The organism is Bradyrhizobium sp. 139, from assembly GCF_023074175.1.
Taxonomy (GTDB): domain Bacteria; phylum Pseudomonadota; class Alphaproteobacteria; order Rhizobiales; family Xanthobacteraceae; genus Bradyrhizobium.
The window spans coordinates 20,353-45,028 of sequence record NZ_JADPKS010000084.1 but is presented as its reverse complement, the minus strand read 5'-3'; the positions used below and the strand labels follow the sequence as shown (position 1 = coordinate 45,028).

The window sequence follows — 24,676 nt, the reverse complement described above, 5'->3', positions numbered from 1 at the left end:
CTTACTTCAGGGCGTCTTTCATGTCTTGGACGGTGATCTTCTTGCGGGCTTCATTCGCGTTGATGCAGTCGGGCGTGTTCCCACGTTTGCCTGGGTTATCGCGGCACGCCTTAAGCGTTGCTTGAAGCTCGCTCCGATGGTCGAAAAACCAGCTGACCGTCTTCGTCTGCTGGCTCCTGTCGGATTCGTTACAACCCGTAAGAGCAGTGGCAACGGCGATTACCAGAATGGATGCTTTGATCGTCATTGCAGGGCCGCCTTCATCTCATCAACCAGTTGTCGTTGTTTTTCGCGCTCCCGCTGCCCGTCCATGTCCATGCGGGCCTGCTGGATCATCGCGAGGCCCTGCATCCGGAGCACATCGTTCTGCAGCAGCGCTTGTTCGGCCTGCAGCCGGGTTGACAAATCCAATGTCTCCTTGACGTCGGTCGCCGTGCTGATGCGGGCTCTGAGCTCTTCGAGTGCGTCGATGCGCTGCGAAGCAGTGTCGTACACCGCCTGGCCCATGGAGTGCTTGGCGCCGGTCTGCCGCGCGATCCGGTCGAGCTCGCTCTGATAATACGAATTGCCGCTGCTGCGGGCATATGCGCGGTTCTGCGTCAGATAGTGGTCGATCGCGTCGGCAAAGTTGCCGCCACCCTGCCCCGCGACGAGACGTTCGATGTCTGAGAATTGTTGGGGCAGAACTTTGCGGAACTGCGGCGTGTTCAAGAGCGATCCGATGTCGTTGGCGTTGGTCCGCTTGTTGAAGCTGTCATAGAGCTGCTTGGCCTGGTTCAATTGATCCTGAGCCACCTTGAGCTGCGACGTCAGGGTATCAACCTGCTTCTTCAGCTCCGTCAGTTGCTCAAATTGCCGCGCAAAGACGTTAGGGTCGAACACAATCTCCGCTTCTGCCGGAGAGGCCATCAGGAGCGCCACGACTAACGCGGAGGCGAACATCGCCGAGATGCGCTGAACCGTCATCGGGCATTCCTCCGCTCTGCGTGAAATACTGGCAGCCATTGCGCCGGATCGTCGCCGTGCTCGGCGCGAATGCGATCGAGCAGCTCGACCGTTTCCGTCCGTCCCGACAACACGGCGAGCGCGTCGTCGAAGCCGCCGAGATCAAGTTCCGCCACCACCGAGTTGTGGCCCTGCTTGACCAGGAACCGTCTGCTTTCGGGCGCGAGCTCCTCCTTGATCAGGCGGAATTCAGTGTCCGTCAGATGGAAGCCGTCGACATAGTCCGACCGCGTTCCCCGCGCGTTCGGCAGGAAGATTTGCGTCGGGCATTGCTCGACAATGGTGTGCGCGATCGGCGAGGCCAGCGCATCCCGGGGCGACTGCGTCCCGAACACCATGACGCCGTTCTGCTTGCGGATGGTTTTCAGTTTGTTGTTAGCGAGATCGCGAAATGCCTCGTCGCCGAGCGCCTTCCAGAATTCGTCGATATCGATGATCAGGCGCCGGCCGTCGATCAGCCGCTCCACGCGATGAAACAGATACATCATGAGCGGCGTGCGAACGGCCGGATGATCCAGGAGATCAGTCATGTCGAAGCCGATGAACCGGGCCTCTAAGGCGATGGCATCCTGCTCGCCATCGAGCACCCAGCCGAAAGGCGCGCCCCGGCACCATCGCTCCAACCGGGCACCAATGCCTTCCCGATCCTGCTGGCCGAGGAAGGCCCGCAGCGCCCCGAACGAGCGTTCCGCTTGCCGTAGTTGACCAAGAGCTCTCAATCCGGAATCGATCCGCTCCTCCTCGGTCACCGTCAGCGGCCGGTTTTCCGGTGTGACGAGTTTCCGGATAAGTGCGCCGAGGAAGGACAGGTTCGCTGGCGTCAGGTCCAGCGCCTTGAGCGGTGCGCAGCCGGTCGCAAGGCCGTTGTGGAGCGTCAGATAGGTCCCGCCGGCAGCGCGGACGAAAAGTTCCGCGCCACGGTCCTTGTCGAAGAAGACGTAAGTGGCGCCAAGCCGCTCGGCCTGCGACAGAAGAAAGTTCTGCACGACGGTCTTGCCGGACCCGGACGGGCCGCAGATGAAGGTGTTGCCGAGGTCGCCGTAATGGAACGAGAAGTAGAACGGCGAGCCGGAGGCTGTTTTGAGCATCGCAACCGCCGGTCCCCAATGGTTGCCGGCAGCCCTCCCGGTGGGATAGGTGTGGAACGGGGAAAAGGCCGCAAAATTGCGGGAGCTGATCGCCCCGGTTCGTGCCCGATACTTAAACATGCCGGGCAGCTGCGCCCAATAAGCCGCTTCAAGTCCAAGATCTTCGCGCGCGACCACGCTACCCGCATCGGCCAGTGCGCGCCGCGCCACGCTCATATATTCCTGTAGCTGGGAAGGCGTCTCCGCATAGATCAGCAGCGAGAGGTGGTGATCGCCGAGCGCGAATCTATTGGATTCGAGATCGTCGAGCGCGTCAGCGAGCTCGTCGATTTGCGAGGCCGCCGGATCCTGCGCCGAGACCAGCTGGTTCTGCTTGCGCGTCAGAACGGTCTTGGCGTCAGCTTTTGAGAGAAACGCAAAAGATTGCGTGAGGATGAGCTCGAAGGGCGCGGAAAGCAGCGCGTTCAACAGCCCAGGTCTGGTGGACGCCGGATATTCCTTGATCCCGAACATGCCAGCGAAGCGCGATCCGCCGGCGCCCCGGATTTCGACGGTTTCGCTTCCGAAGATGACACGATTAGAGTAGAGCGCTGGTCCGATCGGCCCTTGTGGCAACGGGATCGGCAGCCACTCCCCGCTTGTGATGGCGTGAAGCAGTTCCATCGGTTCTGAAAAGACGACGCCGTTGCGCTCAACCAATCCAAGGGTGTGGGCACCGTAACGCTCCAGTGCCGCGACCAAGTCGCGCCTCGCATCCTCGAGCCGCTTCAAGGCATCGCTGTCGACCTCGAGGGAATGCCCAGCGTTTCGGCCAAGCTGCTTGAAGAACGCCGCGGCCACGTCCGTGGTGGCACGACCGGGATGCCAGACCAGCGTCAGATAGAGATCGTTGCGAAAGAGCGCCTCGTTGCGGAGCCGGTTGCGATATTGCGCGTCGAGCGCGGCTGCAAATGTCGAGCGGAACGTACCGGCCGGGTAGTCCGACGTTCGACGGCGCACCAGATGGGTCCATAGCGCCAGCCGTGGATCCGCCACGTTGCGCAGCGTGAGGTTCAGCTTAGCGTGAAGGTCGTTCAGATCCGCCGTCTCGGCGGTTTCGAACGAAGTGCCGTCGAGCCTGATCACCGTGAGCAGCGCTCGTGTCGTGAGACTAATCACCGTATCCGTGACATGCCGGCCGAACGGCAGGTAGACGTCAGGCCCGATCTCTCGGGTCTTGAGCGCTGTGTTACGCATAGCCAAGGTCTCTTGTTCGATAACGCCGAACGAGCTTAAGCGGCGTGCAGGACGATCCGCCCCAAAATGACGCGTTGCGCGTGCGCCCTCGCGTCTCGATCCAGGCAAGCAGAATCCGGAACATGTTGGGGTCGTGCCGGCAGATGATGCGGCAAAGGCCATGGATCGGAATTGCGACCAAGCCGTAGAGAATGCTGCCAGCTACCAGAAACAGGATGCAGGAAAACATCACGTTGAGCGCCATGGCCTCCATCGTGACGCCGGCGACCATGGCCGGACGCGTGCAGGCCAGGAACAGGGTGTCCTCCGTGAGACGCGCGGACTCGGTCATCAATGACCCCCAGTCAAGGTCGAAACCACCTCGGAGGCGCCGAACGTGATGGCCACACCGAGCACGACATAGGCGGCCTTGCGCAGATCGAGGTAACCGAACATCCAGGCGATGCCGACGATGATGACGGCCAGCGTCGCCAGCAGGCGGGCGACGTTGCCGGTCAGCATGTTGACGATGTTCTGCAGCACGCCTTCGATGTTCGCGGTCTGCGCAAACGCGGGCTCGACCAGCGCGATGCTGAGAACGGTGCCCATGCAAAGGAGGGCAGCGGAGTGTTTAACAGGAGAAGTCATGGCACGGCTCCGAGTGGCACTGCAGCCGGACCCCAGCCCGGACCGCGGTTGAGTTGAGATGAAAAACGGCGATCCTCATCGTTCGTAAACAAAGGCTGACGTGCCTATTCCCGAGCGATAAACGTCCCAGGGCCGGCGCTCGCTGGCAGAGGCTGCGGGTGGATTGACTGTCGTATCGCCGGTGAGGCGATCGCGACCGGTAGAAGCAATCGGCTCGATACGAGGTTCCGAGACTTGACCGGAAGCCTTCGGCGCGAAGCTCGCGACAACCTCGGCAATCGCCTGGTCGCGGTCTGCGCGTTTTATGCTCGCCGCTTGCAGTCGCGCATCGAACAATCTGCCAAGCCCGGCAATGTGCTGGCACGCATCGAAGGTGGTACTAGCCGTCAGCCCGGCCTTCCGTGTTTCCTCCGCATCAAGTTGACCGAGACCCGTTCGGACCTGCTGGCCGGTCGCGATGGCCTCGGTTGTGAGCTGGATGGCTTCGTCACGGTCGGTCGCCTGAATCGGAATAGGTTTGCGCCCCTGAATCGTGATGAGCAGCGGCTCGAACGAGCTCGCCTGTCGGACGATTGCCGTCAGCGGCCGAACCATTGCCGTGGGGGCGCATCGTTCGACCAGAGCCGCGAATGCAGCTGGATCCATGGTTGAGAGCCTTCTTGTCAGGAGCTGAGACGTTGGATGCTAGGCTGCGATCGCCAGGCTTGACGGCGCGTCAATTGCACACCTTGAGATCTGCCCGGCCGCTCGGATCGCGCCGAGAGCCTCCTCGGTGATCGGCAACAATCCAGCGACGGCTTTGGTCGTCCCGATTTCACGAGGCGTGCCGAGGCGATCGAGATGCCATCCGGCCCGGCGCAGGATGCGCTCCATACGGAGATCAGTGACGGTTGCGATGGCCTCAAGGTCGCACTGCTGACCCCATTCGATCATTGCTGTAAACAGCAGGAATGTCGCTTTGCGCAGACCATTCTCTGCTGTTGCCGCCGCACTTTTGGTGTCAACGCAGAAGCGCGAGCTCTCCCAGATGCTGGCGGCCTTCGGTGCCGGGTTGCCGTCCAGCAACACTGGGAACGTATCGGCCAGCATATTGCGCCCGGTGGTGGGCAGAAGCCGAACGCAGCCAACAACGTCGCGCTGCTCGAGCGCCAGGAGATAAATCGGGTTATATGTGTCGTACTGATCGATCTCCAATCCGTCGGACACAGAGACCTCCCAGTCGAGTCGTTCCTTGAACACGCGCCTTCGCAGGCGATGCATTCCCATTCTCAGTTCAGAGTCCTGCAGGAGCGCTGCACGGGTTCGCACAATGACCTTCATTCTTAACCTCAAACTTACGAATCACGGCTTCGAGATCAAGAAAGCAGTCGTGGTCACGGCGTTGCGCTGTCAGTTCTGACAGGGCGTTTTGGAATCGTTTCTGCCCCAAAGCTGCCGCAACCCCGCAATACACGCCCCACACGCAGCGCGAGAATGTCGCGTGGCTGTCGCGTTGGAGAAGTCAGAATAGTTCTAAAAAGGGGCGCAATGAAAAATGTTGAAAGAGCGTGCAATGAGTTTGTCGATTGTCTTCACTCCGCCATCACCGAAGATGATTTTCGGCGCGTTGCGGAACGAACCGCGCACTCATTGGGGTTCCGGTGGTTTGCCTACTTTGGACGCCGCGCGAACGGATCCAATCTGATCTCCTCCTACCCGAAAAGCTGGACCAGCCACTACTTCGACGAAGGGTACGAAGAGATCGATCCCGTTCTGCAGAAATCGCGGGGCCCAAGCGGGATGTTTCTGTGGGATGGACGTGATGCGCGGAGCGCTAAGTCGGCGAAAGAGCGCCGCTTGTTTGACGATGCGCTCAGCTTCAAGATCAGAACTGGCCTCACAGTTCGCATTCCTGCGGGTCAAAACCAATTCGCGGCATTCACACTGGCGGTGGACGACCGCAGCTTCGGGCTCGACCGCTTTATCGAGACCTCTGAGGATGTCTTAAAGACGGTGGGTCTTAACTTCCATGCGCATGTAAGTGCCAGGATTGGACGGGCAGCGCCGAACAGCCAGGAGGGGCGTCTGCTGACTCAGCGTGAACGGCAGTGTCTTGCATGGATATCTGACGGCAAGACGATGCAGGACATTGCCGACCTTCTCGGAGTTAGCCCTCGTGGCGTGAAGTTTCATCTGGACAATGCGAGACGGAATCTCGCTGCATTAACCCTTCCCCACGCAGTGGCCCTGGCGCTTCGTCAGGGGCTGCTCGAATGAGGGGGAGACTGCGTCGATGAGTCCCAGGACATCACTCGCCTTGGGGTTCTGCCGGCGGAGTACGGCGGCCTCCTATCTCGAGACAAGCTGTGGATGCGACGGAGCAGACGAGAATGCTTGCAGTGGAGCTAAATTTCCCATGAACAAGATCTCACCTAGCTGAGACTCAGGGCGTCGCCCCTGCGGGGCCGGGCTGTTGGCTGCGCCGAAGCCCCGCAGGCGGGTCTTCCCCCTTGCGGGCTGCCATCCCTGACGCAGACGGCCCAAGCTCCTCGAATCATCGCAGATGCGGGTTCGATCGGAAGCAGCTTCACGGAACGGGCTTTAATCCAGCGAGAGCGTGCAATGCCTATGAGCTCAAGGACGTCGAATGGAAACGACAGTTTCCCGAAGCACCGCGTGGAGCAAACGCGTTTTCATTAATTCCGTACAGAACGACGACGGTGATTGTCACTTTCGAGCCGAACGGCAACGTATCCGCGGGATGAACGATGTGCGCGTTGGCACACCATGCTTCCGGTGAAGGACCACCCCGCTCTCGAATGGGCTTTCCTTGGTTCCGGCGCGGCCTTCTACGATCAACCCGCAAGGGGTTCGCTACGCAAGCGTGCGACCTCTTCGGCTTCGCCTCTCGAGGTGACCGCGGCCGCCCCCGAACACATCGGCGCCTGTCGAGCGGGGATGGTCCCCGCCCCAAGACGGGAGCCTTTCAATGTCGCACAATCTCACCCTTGCTCAGAACCATGCCTTCGATCTGGCCCGCACGCTGATGGTGCCCGTCATCCTCTTCCAGGTCGATGACGAATTCGGCGTCATGCTCTCCAGCGAGTACGACGGCGAGCACGACGCTATCGTTCACGAATACGATCCCTGGTCCTCGGCTCATTGAGCCGGGGTGACCGGCTGCCGCTGGCGCCATGCCGTCTGCAAGGGAAGCTCCGCCGCGGGCGCGATCGGGTGATTGACGGTTTGTCACCGCGCCCTTGCATCCGGCCGGCTTCGCGGCCGGTCGGGGACGTTCCGCAAGAGTTGGAGCAAGCAAAAAGAACTGAGGAAAGGGTCGGGCCTCGCCTGCGGCGAGCCCCGACGTAGGCATATGGACAAAAGAGAAATCGAAGTGCTGCGCGAACGGGTCGGGTGTGCGGCCTTGCTCGAGCAGGATGGGTGGAAGGTCGATATCAAGGAGAGCACCCGCCGGGCGATCAAGTATCGCCGCGACGAGAGAATCGTCATCGTCATCCACGACGGTCGCGGCTGGTTCGATCCGCTCTCGCCGGCAAAGGGGGACGTGTTCTCGCTCGCCCAACATCTTGGCGCCAATGGATTTGCTGACGCGTGTGATCGTGTTTCCGGCGTGGTCGGCTTTGTGCCCAGTGCGCCCGCCTGGCGGCCTACCGCAAGGTCAAAACCGGTTGTCGCGATCGCGCAGCGTTGGCGGCATCGCTCCGAACCTCGGCCCGGCTCCGCGACCTGGCGCTATCTGGTCGATGAGCGGCATATCCCCGAACGGATCATCGCGGCCGCCATTGCCGAAGGACGGCTCCGGGAGGGCCCGCGAGGCAGCATGTGGGCGGCACCCAGCGATTCGGTCGGCGTCATCACTGGCTGGGAGGAGCGTGGCCCGAACTGGCGCGGGTTTGCGACGGGCGGTGCGAAGGAGCTGTTCCGCCTTGGTTCCGCGGATTCCTTGCGCATCTGTGTGACGGAAGCCGCCGTCGATGCGATGAGCCTTGCCGCGCTCGAAGAGCTGCGTGATGACACTCTGTATATCAGCACCGGCGGCGGATGGGCGCCGGCATCAGAGATGGCGATCCGTGCTTTGGCCGGGCGCGCCAATGCCGTCATTGTCGCCGCGACAGATAACAATCGGCAGGGCGAAGTCTACGCTCGTCGGATTCAGGAGATCGCGGAGGAAGCCGGCTCTCGTTTCGTGCGGTCGCAGCCGCGCGCCGACGATTGGAACGAGGACCTCAGCGCCGGCCGAATTGAGGTGGATAGGAAGGCAACACGGCATGGTCCCGTGCCGTATGTCGTCCGCGCGAACGCGAACAAATATGAGGAATGAAAAAAAGAAGGACCGCTGCCGCATGCCCGGCCGGCGCGTCAAGGGTGAAGCTTCGCCCGCGTGCCGCGGCCCTTGACCCGCCGACCGGAGAGGCGGCTGCCGAGGAGGTGTGACGAAGGACTGAAGTGATGAGGAGATCAGGCGGATCGCTCGCGCTTTAGCCCAGTCAGGCTGAAAGGAGCCGCCGATGCACACCTCTCTCATCATTCGCAAAATCTTCGAGGGCGTCGCCACCCGCCCTGAGATGTACCGGATGTTCAACCGCCATCGGGGCGATCCGGCGATGGCCGAAGGCGACGCCCAGCATCTCTTTGCGGGCGAGTGGTTCGAGATCGCGGAATGCGATCATGATTATATGCTCGAGATCCTGCCGCCGTTATGGATGCGCGCCGATATGTTCGCGATGCGCGAATTCATGACTGGCAGTGTCACCAGCATCTTCTTCGCGCTCACCATCGACGGCAGGCCGCGCTGGTTCCACGGCTATTGCGATTTGTCGGACCGGGGTTCGCCCGAGCGGATGAAGGCAGAGATCATTGAGCGCGAATCGCGGCCGGTCCGCGCCATGACGCGCGACGAGCGCCTTGAGCACATCTGGTCGAGCACGCATGACGACTATCGCGGCTATGCCGGCGAACGCTGGCCCGCTCCCATGCGCGGTCGCCGCACCGTGCTCGTCTACGCGGGCCAGCGCGGCACCGTCCTGAAGCTTCTCGACGACCTCACGGAGGCGGAGATCGCGGCCAAGCTGCCGGTGCAGCTCCGCCATCTGCCGGAGACGGTCTCGGCCTAGCCGACCTACCCTCCCCGACCTGCCAGCAGCCCGGCCACGCGCCGGGCTTTGCATTTCCGCACCCGGCCCCCACGCCGGCTCTCCGTCAGTCCCGCAAGCGCCCATGCCGTCCGTCGCAACTCGCGGCGGCGGACGGCGACGCGCGCCCAGCAGAAGGATATTCCCAATGGCGCATGACGATCCTTTCACCCTCGATCTCTTCGGCAGTACTGCCCTTTCGTCGGGCCTCGGCCTTGGCGTTACCGCGTTCGGCCCCGATCCCGGCGACGACGACGATCATGATGACGATCCGCCGTCGGCGCCGGCCCCAGCAGGGCCGGCGGTCACGTCGGAGTCCCCCCGGGCCGGCTCCCGCAACCGCGGCGACAATTTCTACCTTGGCGATGCGCGCGGCCTCGCAAGGAGCTGGAAGCAGCGCGCCCGCGACAATATCGCGGCCGTCCGGCTCGCCGCGCAGATCGGACCGGAGCAACGGCCCGCGACAATGGAGGAGCAGCAGCAACTGATCCGCTTCACCGGTTTCGGCGCCTCCGAGCTCGCCAATGGCGTCTTCCGCCGGCCGGGCGAAACCGAGTTCGCGAAGGGATGGGACGCGATCGGCGCCGACCTGCAGGATGCGGTCGATGATGCTGAGTACGCTTCGCTGGCGCGCTGCACCCAGTACGCCCATTTCACGCCGGAGTTCATCGTGCGGGCGATCTGGGCGGCATTGCTGCGGCTCGGCTGGCGCGGCGGACGTGTGCTCGAGCCCGGGATCGGCACCGGCCTGTTTCCGGCACTGATGCCCGAAGCGCTACGCCATGTCTCGCACGTCACTGGCATCGAGCTCGATCCCGTCACGGCGCGCATCGCGCGGCTGCTGCTGCCGCGGGCGCGGATCGTCACCGGCGATTTCGCGCGCATCGATCTGCCGGCGAGGTTCGACCTTGCGATCGGCAATCCGCCCTTCTCCGATCGCACCGTCCGCTCGGATCGCGCCCTGCGCTCGCAAGGCCTGCGCCTCCACGACTTTTTCCTCGTCAGGGCGATCAAGCTGTTGAAGCCGGGCGGCCTCGCCGCCTTCGTCACCTCGCACCGCACGATGGACAAGGCGGATGGCTCCGCGCGCGAGCTGATCGCCAAGCATGCCGATCTCGTTGCTGCGATCCGCTTGCCGGAAGGCAGCTTCCGCGCCGATGCCGGCACCGATGTCGTGGTCGACATTCTATTCCTCCGTCGGCGCAAGGACGGCGAGTCCGAGGGCGACCTGTCCTGGCTCGACGTCGAGGAGGTGCGCCCGGCGACCGATGACGAAGGCGCCATTCGCGTCAACCGCTGGTTTGCGCGGCATCCCCGGCTTGTGCTCGGCGCGCACGCGCTGACCTCCGGTCCGTTCGGAGAGACCTACACCTGTCTTCCCAAGGCGGGCGAGGACCTCGCGCTCGTACTGGCCGAGGCGATCACCCTCCTTCCGGACGCCCTCTATGACGGCGAACCGGAGGCGATCGACCCTGACGGCGAGGATGAGGCCGTGCCGGCGAAGTCGGATAGCACCGCGAGCCTCACGGCGCGCGAGGGCAGCTATCTCCTCGATCACCGGCATGGCCTGATGCAGATCCTCGACGGGGAGCCGGTCGCTGTCACGGTGCGCAGGGGCCGCAGTGCCGAGGGTGTTCCGGAGAAGCATGTCCGGATCATCCAGAAGCTGATCCCGATCCGAGACGCGGTCCGCGAGGTGCTGAAATGCCAGGAACTCGACCAACCGTGGAAGGATGCGCAGGTCCGCTTACGCATCGCCTGGTCGAACTTCGTCCGCGCCTTCGGCCCGATCAACACGACCGTCGTCTCGACGACGGAAGACCCGGAAACCGGCGAGGTCCGCGAGACACACCGCCGGCCGAACCTCCAGCCTTTCCTCGATGATCCCGATTGCTGGCTCGTTGCGTCGATCGAAGACTACGACCTCGAATCCGATACGGCGAGGCCGGGCCCGATCTTCACCGAGCGGGTGATCGCCCCGCCGGCGCCGCCGATCATCACCAGCGCCGCTGACGCGCTGGCCGTCGTGCTCAACGAGCGCGGCCATGTCGATCCCGACCACATCGCTGAACTCTTGCATCGCGATGCGGACGACGTCATCGCCGAGCTCGGCAGCGCCATCTTCCGCGATCCGGCCGATGGGTCGTGGCAGACCGCCGACGCCTATCTCTCAGGCGCCGTCCGATCGAAGCTCGCGGCGGCGGAGGCCGCGGCCGCGCTCGCCCCCGAATTTGAGCGCAATGTGGCGGCCCTGCGGGAGGTGCAGCCCGCCGACCTCCGGCCCTCAGACATCACCGCGCGGCTCGGCGCGCCGTGGATCCCCGCCTGCGATATCATCGCTTTCGTCCACGAGAGGATGGGTGCGGAGATCAAAATCCACCACATGCCGGAACTGGCATCGTGGACCGTGGAGGCCCGGCAGCTCGGCTGGATGGCCGCCGGCACGTCCGAATGGGGCACCGAGCGGCGGCACGCCGGCCAGCTTCTCTCCGATGCGCTCAATTCCTCAGTGCCCCAGATCTTCGACACCATCAAGGACGGCGATAGCGAGCGTCGTGTCCTCAACGTCGTCGATACCGAGGCGGCGAAGGAGAAGTTGCATAAGATCAAGACCGCCTTCCAGAACTGGATCTGGTCCGATCCGGATCGGACCGATCGCCTGGCGCGGGTCTATAATGATCGTTTCAACAACATCGTGCCGCGCGCTTTCGACGGCTCGCACCTGAAGCTGCCGGGTGCCTCGGGCGCATTCGTTCTCTATGGGCATCAGAAGCGCTGCATCTGGCGCATCATCGCCTCGGGCGCGACCTATCTCGCCCACGCCGTTGGCGCCGGCAAGACGATGACGATGGCGGCTGCCATCATGGAGCAACGCCGCCTCGGCCTGATCGCCAAGGCCATGCTGGTCGTGCCTGGCCATTGCCTGGCGCAGGCCGCGCGCGAGTTCCTGGCGCTCTATCCGGGCGCCCGCATCCTCATCGCCGACGAGACCAACTTCACTTTAGCCAAGCGGCATCGCTTCCTGTCGCGCGCAGCGACCGCCAGCTGGGACGCGATCATCATCACGCACTCGGCGTTCCGATTCATCGGCGTGCCGTCCGCGTTCGAGCAGCAGATGATCCAGGACGAGCTCGAGCTGTACGAGCAACTGCTCACCAAGGTCGAGAGCGAGGACCGGGTCTCGCGCAAGCGGCTCGAGCGGCTGAAGGAGGGCCTGAAGGAACGGCTCGAAGCACTCGCTACGCGCAAGGACGATCTCCTCACCATCTCCGAGATCGGTGTCGACCAGATCATCGTCGATGAGGCGCAGGAGTTCCGCAAGCTGTCCTTCGCCACCAACATGTCGACGCTGAAGGGCGTCGACCCCAATGGCTCGCAGCGCGCCTGGGACCTCTACGTAAAGTCCCGCTTCATAGAGACAAAGAACCCTGGCCGGGCGCTGGTGCTCGCCTCCGGCACACCGATCACCAACACGCTCGGCGAGATGTTCTCGGTGCAGCGCTATCTCGGCTACGCAGCGCTTCTGGATCGCGGCCTGCACGAGTTCGACGCCTGGGCCTCGACCTTCGGCGACGTCTCGACCGAGCTCGAGCTTCAGCCGTCCGGCAAATACAAGCCCGTCACGCGCTTCGCGACCTTCGTCAACGTCCCCGAGCTGATCGCCATGTTCCGGTCCTTTGCCGACGTGGTGATGCCGGATGACCTGCGGCAGCACGTGAAGGTCCCGGCGATCTCGACGGGCAAGCGGCAGATCCTGACCGCAAAGCCAACCCCCGCCTTCAGGCGCTACCAGTCCCTGCTAGACGCGCGGATCAAGGCCATCGAGATGCGCGACCGGCCGCCGGAGCCGGGCGACGACATCCTGCTTTCCGTCATCACCGATGGCCGCCATGCGGCAATTGATTTGCGTCTGGTCGATCCAGGTAGCGACAACGAGCCGGACAACAAGCTGAACCTGCTCGTCGCCAACGCCTTCCGCATCTGGAAGGAGACATCGGCAAACAGCTACATGCGCGCCGACGGCAAGCCCTACGAGCTGCCGGGCGCCGCGCAGATGATCTTCTCCGACCTCGGAACGATCAGCGTCGAGAAGACGCGCGGCTTCTCGGCCTATCGCTGGATCAGAGACGAGCTCGTCCGCCTCGGCGTGCCGGCGTTCCAGATCGCCTTCATGCAGGACTTTAGGAAGTCCGAGGCCAAGCAGCGCCTGTTCGGCGACGTGCGCGCCGGCAAGGTCCGCTTCCTGATCGGCTCCTCCGACACGATGGGCACCGGCGTCAACGCGCAGCTTCGGCTGAAGGCGCTACATCATCTCGACGTGCCGTGGCTGCCGTCGCAGATCGCGCAGCGCGAGGGCCGGATCGAGCGCCAGGGCAATCAGCACGATGTCATCGACATCTTCGCCTATGCCACCGAGGGCTCGCTCGACGCGAGCATGTGGCAGAACAACGAGCGCAAGGCCCGCTTCATCGCCGCGGCGCTTTCCGGCGACACGTCGATCCGCCGGCTCGAGGACCTCGGCGAAGGTCAGGCCAACCAGTTCGCGATGGCCAAGGCGATCGCGAGCGGCGACCAGCGGCTGATGCAGAAGGCGGGACTGGAAGCCGACATCGCGCGGCTGGAACGTCTCCGCGCGGCGCATATCGACGATCAACATGCGGTCCGCCGGCAGATCCGCGACGCTGAGCGCGACATCGAGGTCTGCACGCGGCGGATCGTGGACGTCGGCAAGGATATCGGGCGCCGCGTTGCGACGGCGGGCGACTCCTTCACCGCGAGCGTGGCCGGCAGGCGCTATGTCGAGCGCAAGGAGGCCGGCCGCGCGCTGATGAAGGAAATCCTGACCCTCGTGCAGCTTCAGCAGGAGGGCGAGATTGTGATCGCCACGATCGGCGGCTTCGATCTCGAATATTCCGGCGAGCGCTTCGGCCGCGACGGCTATCGCTACAGCACCGCGCTGATCCGCACCGGCGCTGAAGACGAGATCGAGCTGCCGGTCACGGTCACGCCGCTCGGCGCGATCTCGCGACTGGAGCATGGGTTGGGCGATTTCGAGGGCGAGCGAGAGCGCTATCGCCAGCGTCTCGCGGATACACGCCGTAGGCTCGCCTCGTATCAGGCGCGCGAGGACGGCGACTTCACCTTCGCCGCAGAGCTGGCTGAGAAGCGCCAGCAGTTGGCGGAGGTAGAGAAGGCCCTTGCGAGGGATGTGGAGGGGAGCGGCGAGAACGCCATCGCAGCGTGATGAGGAAGGAAAGGGAGGCCCGCTCGCAGATCGGCCAGGCCGGCAACGCTGACGCTCAACCGCGGCCTGCGCGATCCCGGCCCGTCGTCCTTCGCAGGGCTTAAGAGCCCTGCTTGTCCGGGCGGACAGGGATGCTCGGCCGCAGTTGTGCCTGCCCGACCGCTCCGCGGCCCCGGAGGTGTCTTCGGAAAGAAGACGAAGAAGGACCCGCGAGGGCGCGGTCCGCCAACCCCGAACAGGAGAAATCCCATGCAACTCATCAAGGTCGATCCGCGCGCGCTGAAGGAGAATCCGGACCGCATGCGCCAGTCGAAGTCGACGCCGCAGGCCGACACCCTGCTGCTGGCGACGATCAAGGCCGTCGGCATCGTCCAGCCGCCCGTCATCACGCCTGAGACCGGCGGTGGCAACGGCTATCTCATCAACGCCGGTCATCGCCGGGTGAAGCAGGCGATCGCCGCCGGTCTCGAAGAGATCGACGTGCTTGTCGACGAGGCGGCAAACGACAACGGCGCCATGCGCTCGATGATCGAGAACATCGCCCGCGAAGCGCTCAATCCCGTCGACCAGTGGCGTGCGATCGAACGCCTCGTCGCGCTCGGCTGGACCGAAGAAGCGATCGGCGTCGCCTTGGCGCTGCCGGTGCGACAGATCAGAAAGCTCCGCCTCTTGGCGAACGTGCTGCCCGCCATGCTCGATCACATGGCCAAGGGCGACATGCCCGAGGAGCGGCAGCTCCGCACCATCGCCTCCGCCTCGCTGGATGAGCAGAAGGAGGTCTGGAAGAAGCACAAGCCCTCCAAGGCCGATCCGCAGGTGTCGTGGTTTAGCGTGGCGCAGGCTCTGACCAAGGCCCGCATGTACGCACGTGATGCCAGCTTCGGCGACGACCTCGTCCAGGCTTACGGAATCCAATGGGCAGAGGATCTGTTCGCGCCAGCAGATGAGGACAGCCGCTATACCACGGATGTCGAGGCCTTCCTCGGCGCGCAGCAGGAATGGATGACGAACAACCTGCCGAAGCGCGGCGTCATCGCTGAGACGACGAACTGGGGCGAGGTCAAGCTGCCGCCGAAGGCAGAGCGCGTCTACGGCAAGGCCTCGAAGAGCGATTGCACCGCGATGTATCTGGACCGTGACGGCCGGGTGCAGAGCGTGCATTACCGCATGCCCGCGGCGAAGAAGGCGACGGGCAAGGGTGCGGCGGCCGACAGCGACGCTGCGGATGAGTCCGCAACAGTTTCGAAGCCGCGTCCCGACGTGACGCGCAAGGGCCTCGAGATGATCGGCGACTTCCGAACGGACGCGCTGCACGAGGCGCTGGCCCGCGCGCCGATCGAGGATGACGCGCTGATGGCCTTGTTGATCCTCGCCTTCGCCGGCCAGAACGTCTCGGTCGATTCGGGCAGCGGCGGGACCTACTACGGCAACCGGCGCTTAGGCCGCCATGCCGCGGGGCTATTCGATCGGGATGGCAAGCTCGTCATCGACATCGACACGCTCCGCGTCGCGGCGCGCTCAACCCTTACGGAAGTCCTGTCGTGCCGAGAGAACCGCACCGCCAGCGGCATCGTCGCGCGCGTCGCCGGCGATGTGGTCGGCGCGGACAACTTCCTGCCGAACATGGGCACCGACGATTACCTGTCGTGCCTGTCGCGCGCCGCGCTCGAAGGCTCCTGCAAGGACACGCCGGTTCTTCCGCGCCAGAAGGTGAAGGACACCCGCATCGCCCTGGTTGAGCACTTCAGCGAGGGTCGCTTCGTGCATCCGGCCGCGTTGTTCGCTCCCGACAAGGCCGCCTTGTTGTCGTGGCTGGCGAAGAACGCCGTCGCCGAAGACGACGCGGCCGACGACCAGGTCGAGGATCCGGAGGCCGGCGATACCGACGATGGCGAAGCCTTGGACGACGAGGCGTTCCGCGAGGCGGCGGAATAGTCCGCCCGGCATCGACAATCCGAACAACACGCCGCCGCCGGGTGATCCGGCGGCGGCTCCGTTTCGCCCCATGAACAGGAGGACGTCATGTCCGCTCAGTTGATCTACGACCTCGCCCCGCTCGGCTCGCTCGTCCGGTTTTCCGACGGCACGCCGCGGCCGCCGGACCGCCACCGCAAGAAGCTCGCCGCCTGGGAACACCACAACAGCGGCGGCCGGCTGATCCGCAAGCAGGCCGAACGGCGCATCGGCAACACGGTCGTCGGCGCGAGCATCACGCTGCATGCTGGCGACTATGGCGGCGGAGGTGTTGTGGTGCTTCGCGTCCACCGGACCTTCCCGGTCGACAGCGACCTGACGTTCGTCGTGACCGAACGGCCGAAGCTCGGTGCGGTCCGCGTGCTCGACCGGGCCGGCGACGATGCGGAGCTGGTCTACCTCGCCAACAGCCGCGTTGATGCCGAAACCTGGCTGGAGAGTCACGGCTATCCGGATGCCGTTCTCGACGAGGTGACGGCCGATGCGACTGCGGCGGGCGTGGTAGACGGGAGGACGGCCGCATGACCACGTCCCCTCCCTTCCCCACCATGATGGAAAGTACGGCTTCCGGATTTCCCGAGGTCGAGTTTGGTCGCAGCAGCGACGGCTTCCTCGCCGCGCGTGTTGCCGACACCGCCTTCGCCATGCTGCCGGCGCGCGACGGCCGCCACTATCTCGCGACCGGCTGGCGCATCGGCCGGCCGATCGCCGAATGGAAGCACTCCGACTTCTACGGCCATTCGGGCGAGCTCGTCGACGAGGCCGCCTTCCGCGCGAAAATCGCGGAGAATGCCGAGCACCAGCGCGAGGCGCGTGCGCTCGGCCGTCGCGACATCGCCTCCACGGCGAACACGCCTTGGGGCCCATCGCAGGGCGCGACGGTCTATGCGGAAGGCGTCGTCTGCCATTCGACGGCAGGACACGGCGGCTTTCATCTTTCCGCCGAACGCAATCGTAGCGTCCATCCGATGCTGCGCGCGCGGGATGGCTGGTACGAGGAAGACGAGGCCTGGGCGATCGTGGCGATCACCTTCCCGCATCTGTTCACCAGCTACGAGCGGCGGTGTGCGGAGCGCACGATTAGGGATAGCTGGCCCGATGCGTGGGAGGCGATTTTCGGGATCGTGCTCCAGCCCGGCGAATCCCGGGAGAAGGATCGGCGCGCCTTCGAGACGGAGCACGCTGGCGACTGGATCGTCGTGTCGGCGATAGCGTCGGATCAGCATCCCGCCTTTGTCGAAGTCGTCGCCACGCCCGGCGGCAGACGCGGTGCTGGCACTGAGGAGCGGCGCTTTCTGGTTCCGTCCGACGAGTACCGAATTGGCCGCTTCGGTTTCGTCGTCGATGAGACCCGCCGCCCGGTCTATTCCGGGCCGTCGAGCTTCATCGCCTGGCAGCGGGGGACATCGCCATGAAGGCCTCTCCCCAACGCCTCGCCCAGCTTTCGCGCATGGAGGAGGCGCAGCGCCAGACGCAGCGCCAGCTCGACATGATCGACCGGCAGATCATCCGCCGCATGACGACGCTGATCCCGCAGCTTGGCCGCAAGCCGTCCGGATACCGTCGCGGGAAGCCGCCTGACCCGAGGGCTTTCCTCGAACGCTATCGCTCGAACCTTGCGGCGATCACGGCAGAGCGCCAGCCGGAGATCGACGCGCTATCGCGCAAGCTCGCCCGGCAGGATACCGCAATAGAGGCACTGCGGGCTCGATGCGCGCCGGAGTCTCGACACGCTTGTGACGACCCGGAGCGCGCAAATCGAACGAACGAATCTCGCAGTCCGGCCGAGTGTCGTCCGGGGAAGCGGCATGGCACTTCGGCATAGCGGACCAACGCCGGTGCATACATCGCGGCATCCCCCGCCACACGTTGAGGGCGCAGAAGCGGCGGAGGCCACATCGAACCTTTCCGGTATCGCCAACCCGGCCCGTACTCTGTCGCCTCTCCCCTCGGGTTTGCTGCGGTCTGCGCCCCCGGCGGTCCGCTTCAAGGCCAAGTCGCAAGCGACCGGAGACCGCCGATCTCGGCAAGGCCCGGCCGCGCCCGGCGCAGGGCCCAGCAGTCTGGGACCCCGCTTGTCCGCAACCGGACCTTGCTCGCTTGGCGGTGCCCGGACCTTGAAGCGGCCCTCGTTCCGGCGGCGCTCGGCGACCGCACCCGAGGGGAGAGCCGGCAGGGGCCGGACCGAACCCGACGGCGAAACCAGAAAGGACTTCACCATGACCAAGACCGCTCGCGCACCTCGCACCAACGTCCGCGTCGTCCCTCTTCGCCGCGGCACCACCATCGAAATGGTCCGACTCGTTTGCCCGGAAGCAGCCCAGGCAACTCGCATCGCCCAGGGTTTCGGTCTCGCCATCATCGACAGCGACGGTATTCGCGATCTCCACCAACGCCTGATCACCGAGACCGCAGACGCTCTCGGCGAAGGTCTCAACGAACGCGCCATGCAGATCCACCTGCAACGGATCGTCGGCTCCTATGTCGGCTCAGCCCACGGCGCCGGCCAGTTCTACAGCCGCGCCGTCACCGAAGCGCGCGAGGCGACGGCAAAGCTCGCCAATGACACGCGCGACGAAGACCTTGATGGACCAGTCGGGTTCGAATCCGCGGCCCAGCGCAAGCGCGAATTCGCGGCCGAGGTCGGTATCCAGGCGCACGCGCTGCGCATGGCGGCCGAAGGCGCCGTCGCCGCCTACGAGCACGTCGTCGGCGAGAGCTGGAAGCCGTTCGAACGCCAGCCCGATCAGCCGGGCGAGACCGTCAGCCGCAAGGCGGCCGAAGTTCAAATGGCAGCGTTCGGGTGACGCCGTCGGCGGGGCTTCGGCCCCGCCATTCTCTTTCACGATCCGATATCGGCCGGTCCCTCGGGACCGGCCTTTTTAATGTCGCGGGGGCAACGGACGAAAGGAGCAAAGAGAGCAAAGAGAAATGAATCGGGATGGAGCGCCATCGCGGCCCGTACCGGCTTTCGGTCGATGCTCTGGCCGGCGCGGCGGCGCAACGGCTTTGCCGTCCTCCACTGCGTTCCGGTCCGGCGTCTCTCCCCTCATCCCGACCACCAGCGTCACCGGATGCGCGACCCCGCAGGCCTTCGCAGCTGACCGCCGTGACGGGCCGCGACGGGCGCGGCCTCCAATGGAGGTTAGGACCATGACTGGTAAGGAAACCAAACCGCGTGCCGACATCTATGCGCGGATCACCGATCGCATCGTCGCGGATCTTGAGCGCGGCGTGCGGCCCTGGGTCAAGCCGTGGAATGCGGCCAACGCGGCACGACGCATCACGCGCCCGCTGCGCCACAACGGCATGCCCTATCAGGGCATCAACGTCTTGCTGCTGTGGTCGGAAGCGATCGCGCGCGGCTTCACGTCACCGATCTGGATGACGTTCAAGCAATCACTCGAGCTCGGCGGCCACATCCGCAAGGGCGAGACCGGAACGATGGTGGTCTATGCCAACAAGATCACGAAGACCGAGACCGATGAGCGCGGCGACGACGTCGAACGGACCGTTCCGTTCCTGCGCGCCTATACCGTTTTTTGCGTCGACCAGATCGACGACCTTCCGGATCACTACTACGGGCGCCCCGCACCGACCTTCGCGCCGGCGCAACGCATCGCGCATGTAGACGCCTTCTTCGCTAACACCGGTGCGATCATTCGGCACGGCGGCGACAAGGCCTTCTTCGCGCCGGCGCTCGACCTCATCCAAATGCCGCCATTCGAGAGTTTCCGTGACCCTGAAAGCTATGCCGCCACGCGCGCGCATGAATGCGTGCATTGGACGGCCCCCGCGCATCGCGTCAACCGCGACCTCAGCCGCTACGCGAAGGATCGCAGTGAGCGGGCGCGCGAAGAGTTGGTCGCGGAGCTCGGCGCGTGTTTCCTCAGTGCGGATCTCGGCATCGTGCCCGAACTCGAGCCTCGTGCGGATCATGCGAGTTACCTTGCATCGTGGTTAGAGGTGCTTTCCAACGACAAGCGCTTCATCTTCTCCGCGGCCGCCCACGCCCAGCGCGCCGTGACTTACCTGCACAATCTTCAACCCAAGCCGGCCGAGATCGACCAAGCGGCATGAGGCGCAACGATCCGTGTCTCGGCCTCTTGCGCTCATCGTTCAACTTTCTAGACAATGACGAAGGCCTCGTCTCACGGGGCCTTTCTTTTGTGCGTCGTCATGCCTGTACCGGCGACTGGAGATGGCGGTGCTTCCCATCACCTACGGGCGTCGGCGAAATGCGCCGGGTGTGATCGCCTGGCTGTCCGAGATGCCGATCTGTCCCTTGGCGGGCGTCTTCCAGCAGCGGCGGAAGCCTGATGTCATCACGATGCGACTCCGGGGTTACCGTCGAGGCCGCTGGGACCGGAAGAAAGCCTACCCGGCGCGAGCGAGTCTCTTTCAGCAACGCGCCCTGGACAGCCGTCTGCGGCATGGCTTGCCTGTCGCTCAGTCATATCCACATCGTTCGGCCTGACGCGCCAATGCGTCCTCGATTTGGCATGTCTAACCGAAGGCCGTCGTCGCTGCGCTCCGCCTCGATCAAAAGACCGCAACGGCCGTTCTCGGCTTTCTTCCCCCGGTCGCTGCGCGCCCATTCCTCGCGAGACAAGAAAGCCTCCCCCTGGCCGCCCTCTACTGCGTGGCGGCCCTTCGGGTGCGGTCCGATCGCCTCCGGTCAACGACAGCCATCGAGGTCGCGATGGTCGCGGCCCGAGAACGAAAGAGGACACGAACATGGCTACCATCGGCAACTTCACCGTCAACGGCAACGGCTTCGTCGGCACCGTCAAGACCCTCGCTCTAGGCACCGTCAAGACCAAGATCGTTCCGGCCGAACGCACCTCAGACAAGGCCCCGGACTACCGCATCTTCGCGGGCGCGAACATCGAGTTCGGCGCCATGTGGAAGAAGAAGTCCCAGGACACGGGCCGCGAGTACCACTCGGTTAAGCTGGACGACCCGAGCTTCCCGGCTCCGATCTACGCGACGCTGGTCGAGGTCGAAGGCGAGGAAGGCCACTCGCTCATCTGGTCTCGCCCGAGTCGCGACTGAGACGCCGCGCAGGTGGCCCCGCCGCGAGGCGGGGCCTTCACCCGTAGGCGGAAAGGAGAAACGATTTTGAACGCGCGCGTAAAGTCGGCAAGCGCTGCCTCATCGTGCCGCCTATAGCTTCATGGATAGCTGATGGGGAGGCCGGAGGGGCCTCGTCGGCAGTCACACCGTATCACCTGCGGCCCGTGGCGACGGCCCACCTTCGCTCATCCAAATAGCCGGGCCAGCGCATTCGATTGCTCGGCGAATTTTCGGGCGTTGGCCTTCCGAAGCCGTTCCAAGTTTTGCAGCTTCCATCGCAGGCCGGGAAGCTGCTCCAAGTGCGGCACGCCCAGTAGCGACCATTCGGGCTCTGCGGCAACCAGCGACAGCAGGAAGCGGCGCTCATCGGCGCTCAGACCTTGATGCAGTTTGCGCATCATTCGCTCGCGCGCTGCCAAGAGCGCGTCGAGTTCAACGGGCTCGGTGGTCATGCCCGCGAAATTGTGTTCGAACTCCTGGCGGAGATCCCGCAGCGATGGAAACAGGACCTCGTGCACCGTCGCGCACGAACAGGTTGATCGCCGTGCCGCCCTTGAGTGCGAACGTATCGTCGACGAGCACCAGCGGCGCCACGCGCGTCAGCAACCGCGCGCTGTCGAGGTAGACCTGGTTCATGGCTTCAGTATCAGGAGCCCGTCACCGGAGCGGGACACCCAGGCCCTGTCGCTGCCCTTGGGCAGTTGAGACGGATCGAGCTTGCCGGCCCAGGGCTGAGAGAGTTCGCGGCCAAGCTGCAGGCACAGACGCACGGTCTTGACGCTGGTGCACCGCTTGAGCAGGTCTCGCAGCAGATCGGCACGCAGGCTGTAAGTGCTTTCGACCAGTTCGCGCGCTTCTTGCAGGGGCTGCCGGACGCCGACTTCGCTCAGCACCTCCAGCAATGCGCGTTCCGGCGCCGAGACGAGCGGGCCGCCCTTGCGGCTCTCGAAGGGCCGGACATGAAGCGGCGCGCCGGGTTCTTCCTTGAAGAGTCGCTTGCGGTGGTACTCGGCCGGGAAGCGCTGAGTGAACCACTCCGGAAGGCGTCCCGCTTTCCAGCCGTACAGATGGAGGACGGGCCGCTGGGGGACGTACTGGCGGATGCCTTGCCAGTCCAAGGCCGACTTGGCGCCGACATGCAATCCTTCGATGCTCCGCTGCAGCAGGACGAGGCTCGGGTGCAAAGTGGGCGGATCGTTTGGCCGGCAATAGACGCCGCGTGCCAACCGTTGCAACCAGCCGGCACGGACATAGTGGACGGCAAGGTCGACCGATATCCCGAGGGCGGCGAAGTCATCGGAGGTCAGCGACGCCCCCGGCGTCAGGCGGGTATAGAGCCTGTTTAGCTTGTTTCTGTGGGTCGTAGCCATGCTACGATAATGCGAATAATGTCAAGTTCTGCAAGCTTGAATTGGAAGTCAAAGTCGTAGTCAGGCTACGATAACCCGGATTAAGCTAAAATCCCCAAGATCGGCCATGAAACTCGTTCAGCTGCGGTTGCGCGATGCTCGGTGATACGCGCCCGGCACCACGTGGTGCGTAATTCGGGTCTACTCACCGGTGCACGAACGCGCCTACTCCCCGCTGACAAGAAACCTTGCCGGCGAATACACCGCATGCAGAAGTCACCGCCCGATCCTAATGTCGCCGATGCCGCGCCGACCGCGCCGATTTTGACCGGCTATGACGAGCAGCACCTGGTCACCTATCTCCGTCTGCTCGACGCCGCAGCCGACGGCGCCGACTGGAAAGAGGTCGCGCGGACCGTGCTGTGCTGCATATTGACGTCGCGCGCGAGCCGGATCGGGCGCGCCGGGCGTGGGAAACCCATCTCGCCTGTGCCCGCTGGATCACCGAGCATGGCTACCGGGATCTGCTGCGGGGCGGGGCACCGCACTGAGGGCGCCTACAGAATCCCCCAGGCCCGATATCGTCCCCTGCCGGTCACCTCCCGCAGGCCAAGCTCGCCGACCAGGTCCTGAGCGGCGCGCGGCGTGATCTTAAGCTCCTTCGCGATCGTACCGGCCGAGGCGATCGGCCGGGTCAGCATATAGTCGAGCAGCGCCGGCAGTTTTGACGTGGCGCGGCGGCCGGCGAGTTTTCGGGCGAGCAGGGTTCGCTGGTTAAGCCAGCGGTCGTGGTCCTTGAGACCAGCTGCCGCGGCAGCGGTGATGGCCTCGAGCTGCACGGCGAGTCGCGCCGCCGCGTCGCGCGGCCGCCGGCGTTCGCGGGGGATCGCCTTCAGCCCGTCATGCAGGCAGGGCAGATGCCAGCGGGTCTTGGCCCGCGCGCGCAACACGCTGGCTGCCAGCAGCCGGCCGAGCCAGGGTGTGTGCTGCAGCGGTGCGATGGCGTCCCAAGCCTCAGTCGCAAGCGCGGCCGCGAGCGTCGGCGGCAATATGCGGGTCTGCTCGATGACGGCGCGCCAGTCGTCGAGACGCGCGTCCTCGTCCCAGTCGGGGTCGTAGACCAGCGGGTCCCGCTCGGACTCGGTGCGACTCGCGCCGGCGAGTGTCCGCTCCGCCTTGGCATTCGCGGCGTCGACCGCGGCGAAGGCGGCGGCCAGGTGCGGGTCGGACTCGGTGCCGCCAAGCGGCGCGTCGAGATCCGCCTCGTCCTGCTCGCCGCCGCCGACGAAGCCTGGCTCAGCTTCCTTCTGGTTGCCCCTCCCCGCCTCCCACTCGCCCTGCCCGCTGCGGCCGCGCAGGTTGTCGAGCCCTGCGGGCGATGGCGCCCAATCCGGCTTCGCATCGGCGATGCGGCGCCGGGTCCGCAGCACGGCGTGGGCGCGGGTGAGTTCGTGGGTCGGGGCACGGATGTCCATGCCGGCGTCGTGGAGAACCAGATCTTCGAGATGGACCAGCTCGCCTTCCAGCCACAGACTGGCGCAAGCGTCAGTATAATGTGTGCGTGCAACCCAGCCGTCGCGGATCGGGCTCTTGGCCAGGCGTTCGTCTAGCCTGGCCAGCGCGTCCTCGGCGATTGCGAGCGGACCGGCAAGCTGATCCCAAGGCAGTGGATCGGGGATTGGGTAACTGTTTTGCAAGGTATTGATAACCTTAACAGGAATCGCTCAAACGGAAGCTATCACAGAATTAACTTCCGTCATAGCGGCGACGGGTTCCACAGCGCTCCTCACGATCGATAACCACCGCTTATTGGACGTCAGAACGCAAATCGGCGATTCTTAGCCTCCGGAAGCCCCGACGGCCGCGGCAGGGCTCCGATCGACGAGAAGGCCCGGGCGGATGCCAGTCCCCCTCTTCCGGACGCACTCGGCCGCGAGCGGCGGC

The 24,676-nt window shown here is 64.6% G+C and carries 23 protein-coding genes and 1 pseudogene; 13 read left to right on the top strand and 11 right to left on the bottom strand.

Translation table 11 applies throughout. The features are described 5' to 3' along the window. Nucleotide 1: 1 nt before the first annotated feature. The 7 genes from IVA80_RS20195 to IVA80_RS20165 all read right to left on the bottom strand — a co-directional run bounded on the left by IVA80_RS20195 (nt 2) and on the right by IVA80_RS20165 (nt 5,276). On the bottom strand, nt 2-247 hold the full coding sequence (locus IVA80_RS20195) for an EexN family lipoprotein (RefSeq protein WP_247434156.1): 246 nt from the start codon (nt 245-247) through the stop codon (nt 2-4). Then, nucleotides 244-966 (bottom strand): P-type DNA transfer protein VirB5, encoded by a 723-nt coding sequence (gene virB5, locus IVA80_RS20190; RefSeq protein ID WP_247434153.1) that lies wholly within the window; start codon nt 964-966, stop codon nt 244-246. The genes IVA80_RS20195 and virB5 overlap by 4 nt, the downstream gene beginning before the upstream one ends. Continuing rightward, nucleotides 963-3,329: a VirB4 family type IV secretion/conjugal transfer ATPase gene (locus IVA80_RS20185; protein ID WP_247434149.1), complete on the bottom strand. Its 2,367-nt coding sequence runs from the start codon at nt 3,327-3,329 to the stop codon at nt 963-965. Before IVA80_RS20185 ends, virB5 begins: the two co-directional genes overlap by 4 nt. After that, on the bottom strand, nt 3,322-3,660 hold the full coding sequence (locus tag IVA80_RS20180; RefSeq protein ID WP_085398291.1) for a type IV secretion system protein VirB3: 339 nt from the start codon (nt 3,658-3,660) through the stop codon (nt 3,322-3,324). The genes IVA80_RS20185 and IVA80_RS20180 overlap by 8 nt, the downstream gene beginning before the upstream one ends. Further along, nucleotides 3,660-3,956 (bottom strand): TrbC/VirB2 family protein, encoded by a 297-nt coding sequence (locus tag IVA80_RS20175; RefSeq protein WP_085398292.1) that lies wholly within the window; start codon nt 3,954-3,956, stop codon nt 3,660-3,662. Before IVA80_RS20175 ends, IVA80_RS20180 begins: the two co-directional genes overlap by 1 nt. A 75-nt stretch (nt 3,957-4,031) precedes the next feature. Beyond that, complete coding sequence (locus IVA80_RS20170) at nt 4,032-4,601, bottom strand: type IV secretion protein (protein WP_247434145.1); 570 nt, start codon at nt 4,599-4,601, stop codon at nt 4,032-4,034. 39 nt (nt 4,602-4,640) lie between these two features. Beyond that, nucleotides 4,641-5,276, bottom strand: a complete 636-nt coding sequence (locus tag IVA80_RS20165; protein WP_247434142.1) for an acyl-homoserine-lactone synthase — start codon at nt 5,274-5,276, stop codon at nt 4,641-4,643. A gap of 207 nt (nt 5,277-5,483) precedes the next feature. On the opposite strand from IVA80_RS20165, the gene IVA80_RS20160 reads away from it, so the two are divergent. From IVA80_RS20160 to IVA80_RS20105, 12 genes are all read left to right on the top strand, one after another. Further along, a complete protein-coding gene (locus IVA80_RS20160; RefSeq protein WP_247434139.1) occupies nt 5,484-6,212 on the top strand; it encodes an autoinducer binding domain-containing protein in 729 nt (242 codons plus the stop codon). 712 nt (nt 6,213-6,924) lie between these two features. Then, on the top strand, nt 6,925-7,101 hold the full coding sequence (locus IVA80_RS20155) for a hypothetical protein (RefSeq protein WP_247434136.1): 177 nt from the start codon (nt 6,925-6,927) through the stop codon (nt 7,099-7,101). A 207-nt stretch (nt 7,102-7,308) separates the two neighbouring features. Further along, nucleotides 7,309-8,277 (top strand): DUF3991 and toprim domain-containing protein, encoded by a 969-nt coding sequence (locus tag IVA80_RS20150; protein WP_247434389.1) that lies wholly within the window; start codon nt 7,309-7,311, stop codon nt 8,275-8,277. A 187-nt stretch (nt 8,278-8,464) separates the two neighbouring features. Next, nucleotides 8,465-9,070, top strand: a complete 606-nt coding sequence (locus tag IVA80_RS20145) for a DUF1419 domain-containing protein (protein ID WP_247434133.1) — start codon at nt 8,465-8,467, stop codon at nt 9,068-9,070. Between the two features lie 166 nt (nt 9,071-9,236). After that, the gene (locus tag IVA80_RS20140) at nt 9,237-14,333 is read left to right on the top strand and encodes an N-6 DNA methylase (protein WP_247434130.1); all 5,097 of its coding nucleotides are present in this window, start codon (nt 9,237-9,239) and stop codon (nt 14,331-14,333) included. A gap of 249 nt (nt 14,334-14,582) precedes the next feature. Beyond that, the gene (locus IVA80_RS20135) at nt 14,583-16,268 is read left to right on the top strand and encodes a ParB/RepB/Spo0J family partition protein (RefSeq protein WP_247434127.1); all 1,686 of its coding nucleotides are present in this window, start codon (nt 14,583-14,585) and stop codon (nt 16,266-16,268) included. Nucleotides 16,269-16,355: 87 nt separating this feature from the next. Beyond that, a complete protein-coding gene (locus IVA80_RS20130) occupies nt 16,356-16,832 on the top strand; it encodes a hypothetical protein (protein ID WP_247434124.1) in 477 nt (158 codons plus the stop codon). Continuing rightward, the gene (locus IVA80_RS20125; RefSeq protein WP_247434121.1) at nt 16,829-17,722 is read left to right on the top strand and encodes a hypothetical protein; all 894 of its coding nucleotides are present in this window, start codon (nt 16,829-16,831) and stop codon (nt 17,720-17,722) included. Before IVA80_RS20130 ends, IVA80_RS20125 begins: the two co-directional genes overlap by 4 nt. Continuing rightward, complete coding sequence (locus IVA80_RS20120) at nt 17,719-18,132, top strand: hypothetical protein (RefSeq protein ID WP_247434118.1); 414 nt, start codon at nt 17,719-17,721, stop codon at nt 18,130-18,132. Before IVA80_RS20125 ends, IVA80_RS20120 begins: the two co-directional genes overlap by 4 nt. Nucleotides 18,133-18,526: 394 nt before the next feature. After that, nucleotides 18,527-19,114 carry a hypothetical protein gene (locus tag IVA80_RS20115; RefSeq protein WP_247434115.1) on the top strand — a complete coding sequence of 196 codons (588 nt, stop codon included), beginning with the start codon at nt 18,527-18,529 and terminating at the stop codon, nt 19,112-19,114. Nucleotides 19,115-19,460: 346 nt separating this feature from the next. Further along, nucleotides 19,461-20,387, top strand: coding sequence for a zincin-like metallopeptidase domain-containing protein (locus IVA80_RS20110; RefSeq protein WP_247434112.1), 927 nt, complete (start codon nt 19,461-19,463; stop codon nt 20,385-20,387). Nucleotides 20,388-21,044: 657 nt separating this feature from the next. Continuing rightward, nucleotides 21,045-21,362: a DUF736 domain-containing protein gene (locus tag IVA80_RS20105; protein WP_009859453.1), complete on the top strand. Its 318-nt coding sequence runs from the start codon at nt 21,045-21,047 to the stop codon at nt 21,360-21,362. Nucleotides 21,363-21,568: 206 nt separating this feature from the next. Here the strand turns inward: IVA80_RS20105 and IVA80_RS20100 are convergent, their stop codons facing one another. The 3 genes from IVA80_RS20100 to IVA80_RS20090 are packed head-to-tail and all read right to left on the bottom strand — an operon-like array spanning nt 21,569 to nt 22,753. After that, nucleotides 21,569-21,835 carry a hypothetical protein gene (locus tag IVA80_RS20100; protein WP_247434109.1) on the bottom strand — a complete coding sequence of 89 codons (267 nt, stop codon included), beginning with the start codon at nt 21,833-21,835 and terminating at the stop codon, nt 21,569-21,571. Next, a complete protein-coding gene (locus tag IVA80_RS20095; protein WP_247434106.1) occupies nt 21,816-22,019 on the bottom strand; it encodes a nucleotidyl transferase AbiEii/AbiGii toxin family protein in 204 nt (67 codons plus the stop codon). Before IVA80_RS20095 ends, IVA80_RS20100 begins: the two co-directional genes overlap by 20 nt. Next, nucleotides 22,016-22,753, bottom strand: a complete 738-nt coding sequence (locus IVA80_RS20090; protein ID WP_247434103.1) for a type IV toxin-antitoxin system AbiEi family antitoxin domain-containing protein — start codon at nt 22,751-22,753, stop codon at nt 22,016-22,018. Before IVA80_RS20090 ends, IVA80_RS20095 begins: the two co-directional genes overlap by 4 nt. 246 nt (nt 22,754-22,999) lie before the next feature. Here IVA80_RS20090 and IVA80_RS20085 point away from each other — a divergent pair. Beyond that, nucleotides 23,000-23,283: pseudogene (locus tag IVA80_RS20085) on the top strand (DUF2285 domain-containing protein). A gap of 6 nt (nt 23,284-23,289) precedes the next feature. Here the strand turns inward: IVA80_RS20085 and IVA80_RS20080 are convergent. Further along, the gene (locus IVA80_RS20080; RefSeq protein WP_247434386.1) at nt 23,290-24,453 is read right to left on the bottom strand and encodes an RHE_PE00001 family protein; all 1,164 of its coding nucleotides are present in this window, start codon (nt 24,451-24,453) and stop codon (nt 23,290-23,292) included. Nucleotides 24,454-24,676: the final 223 nt, after the last annotated feature.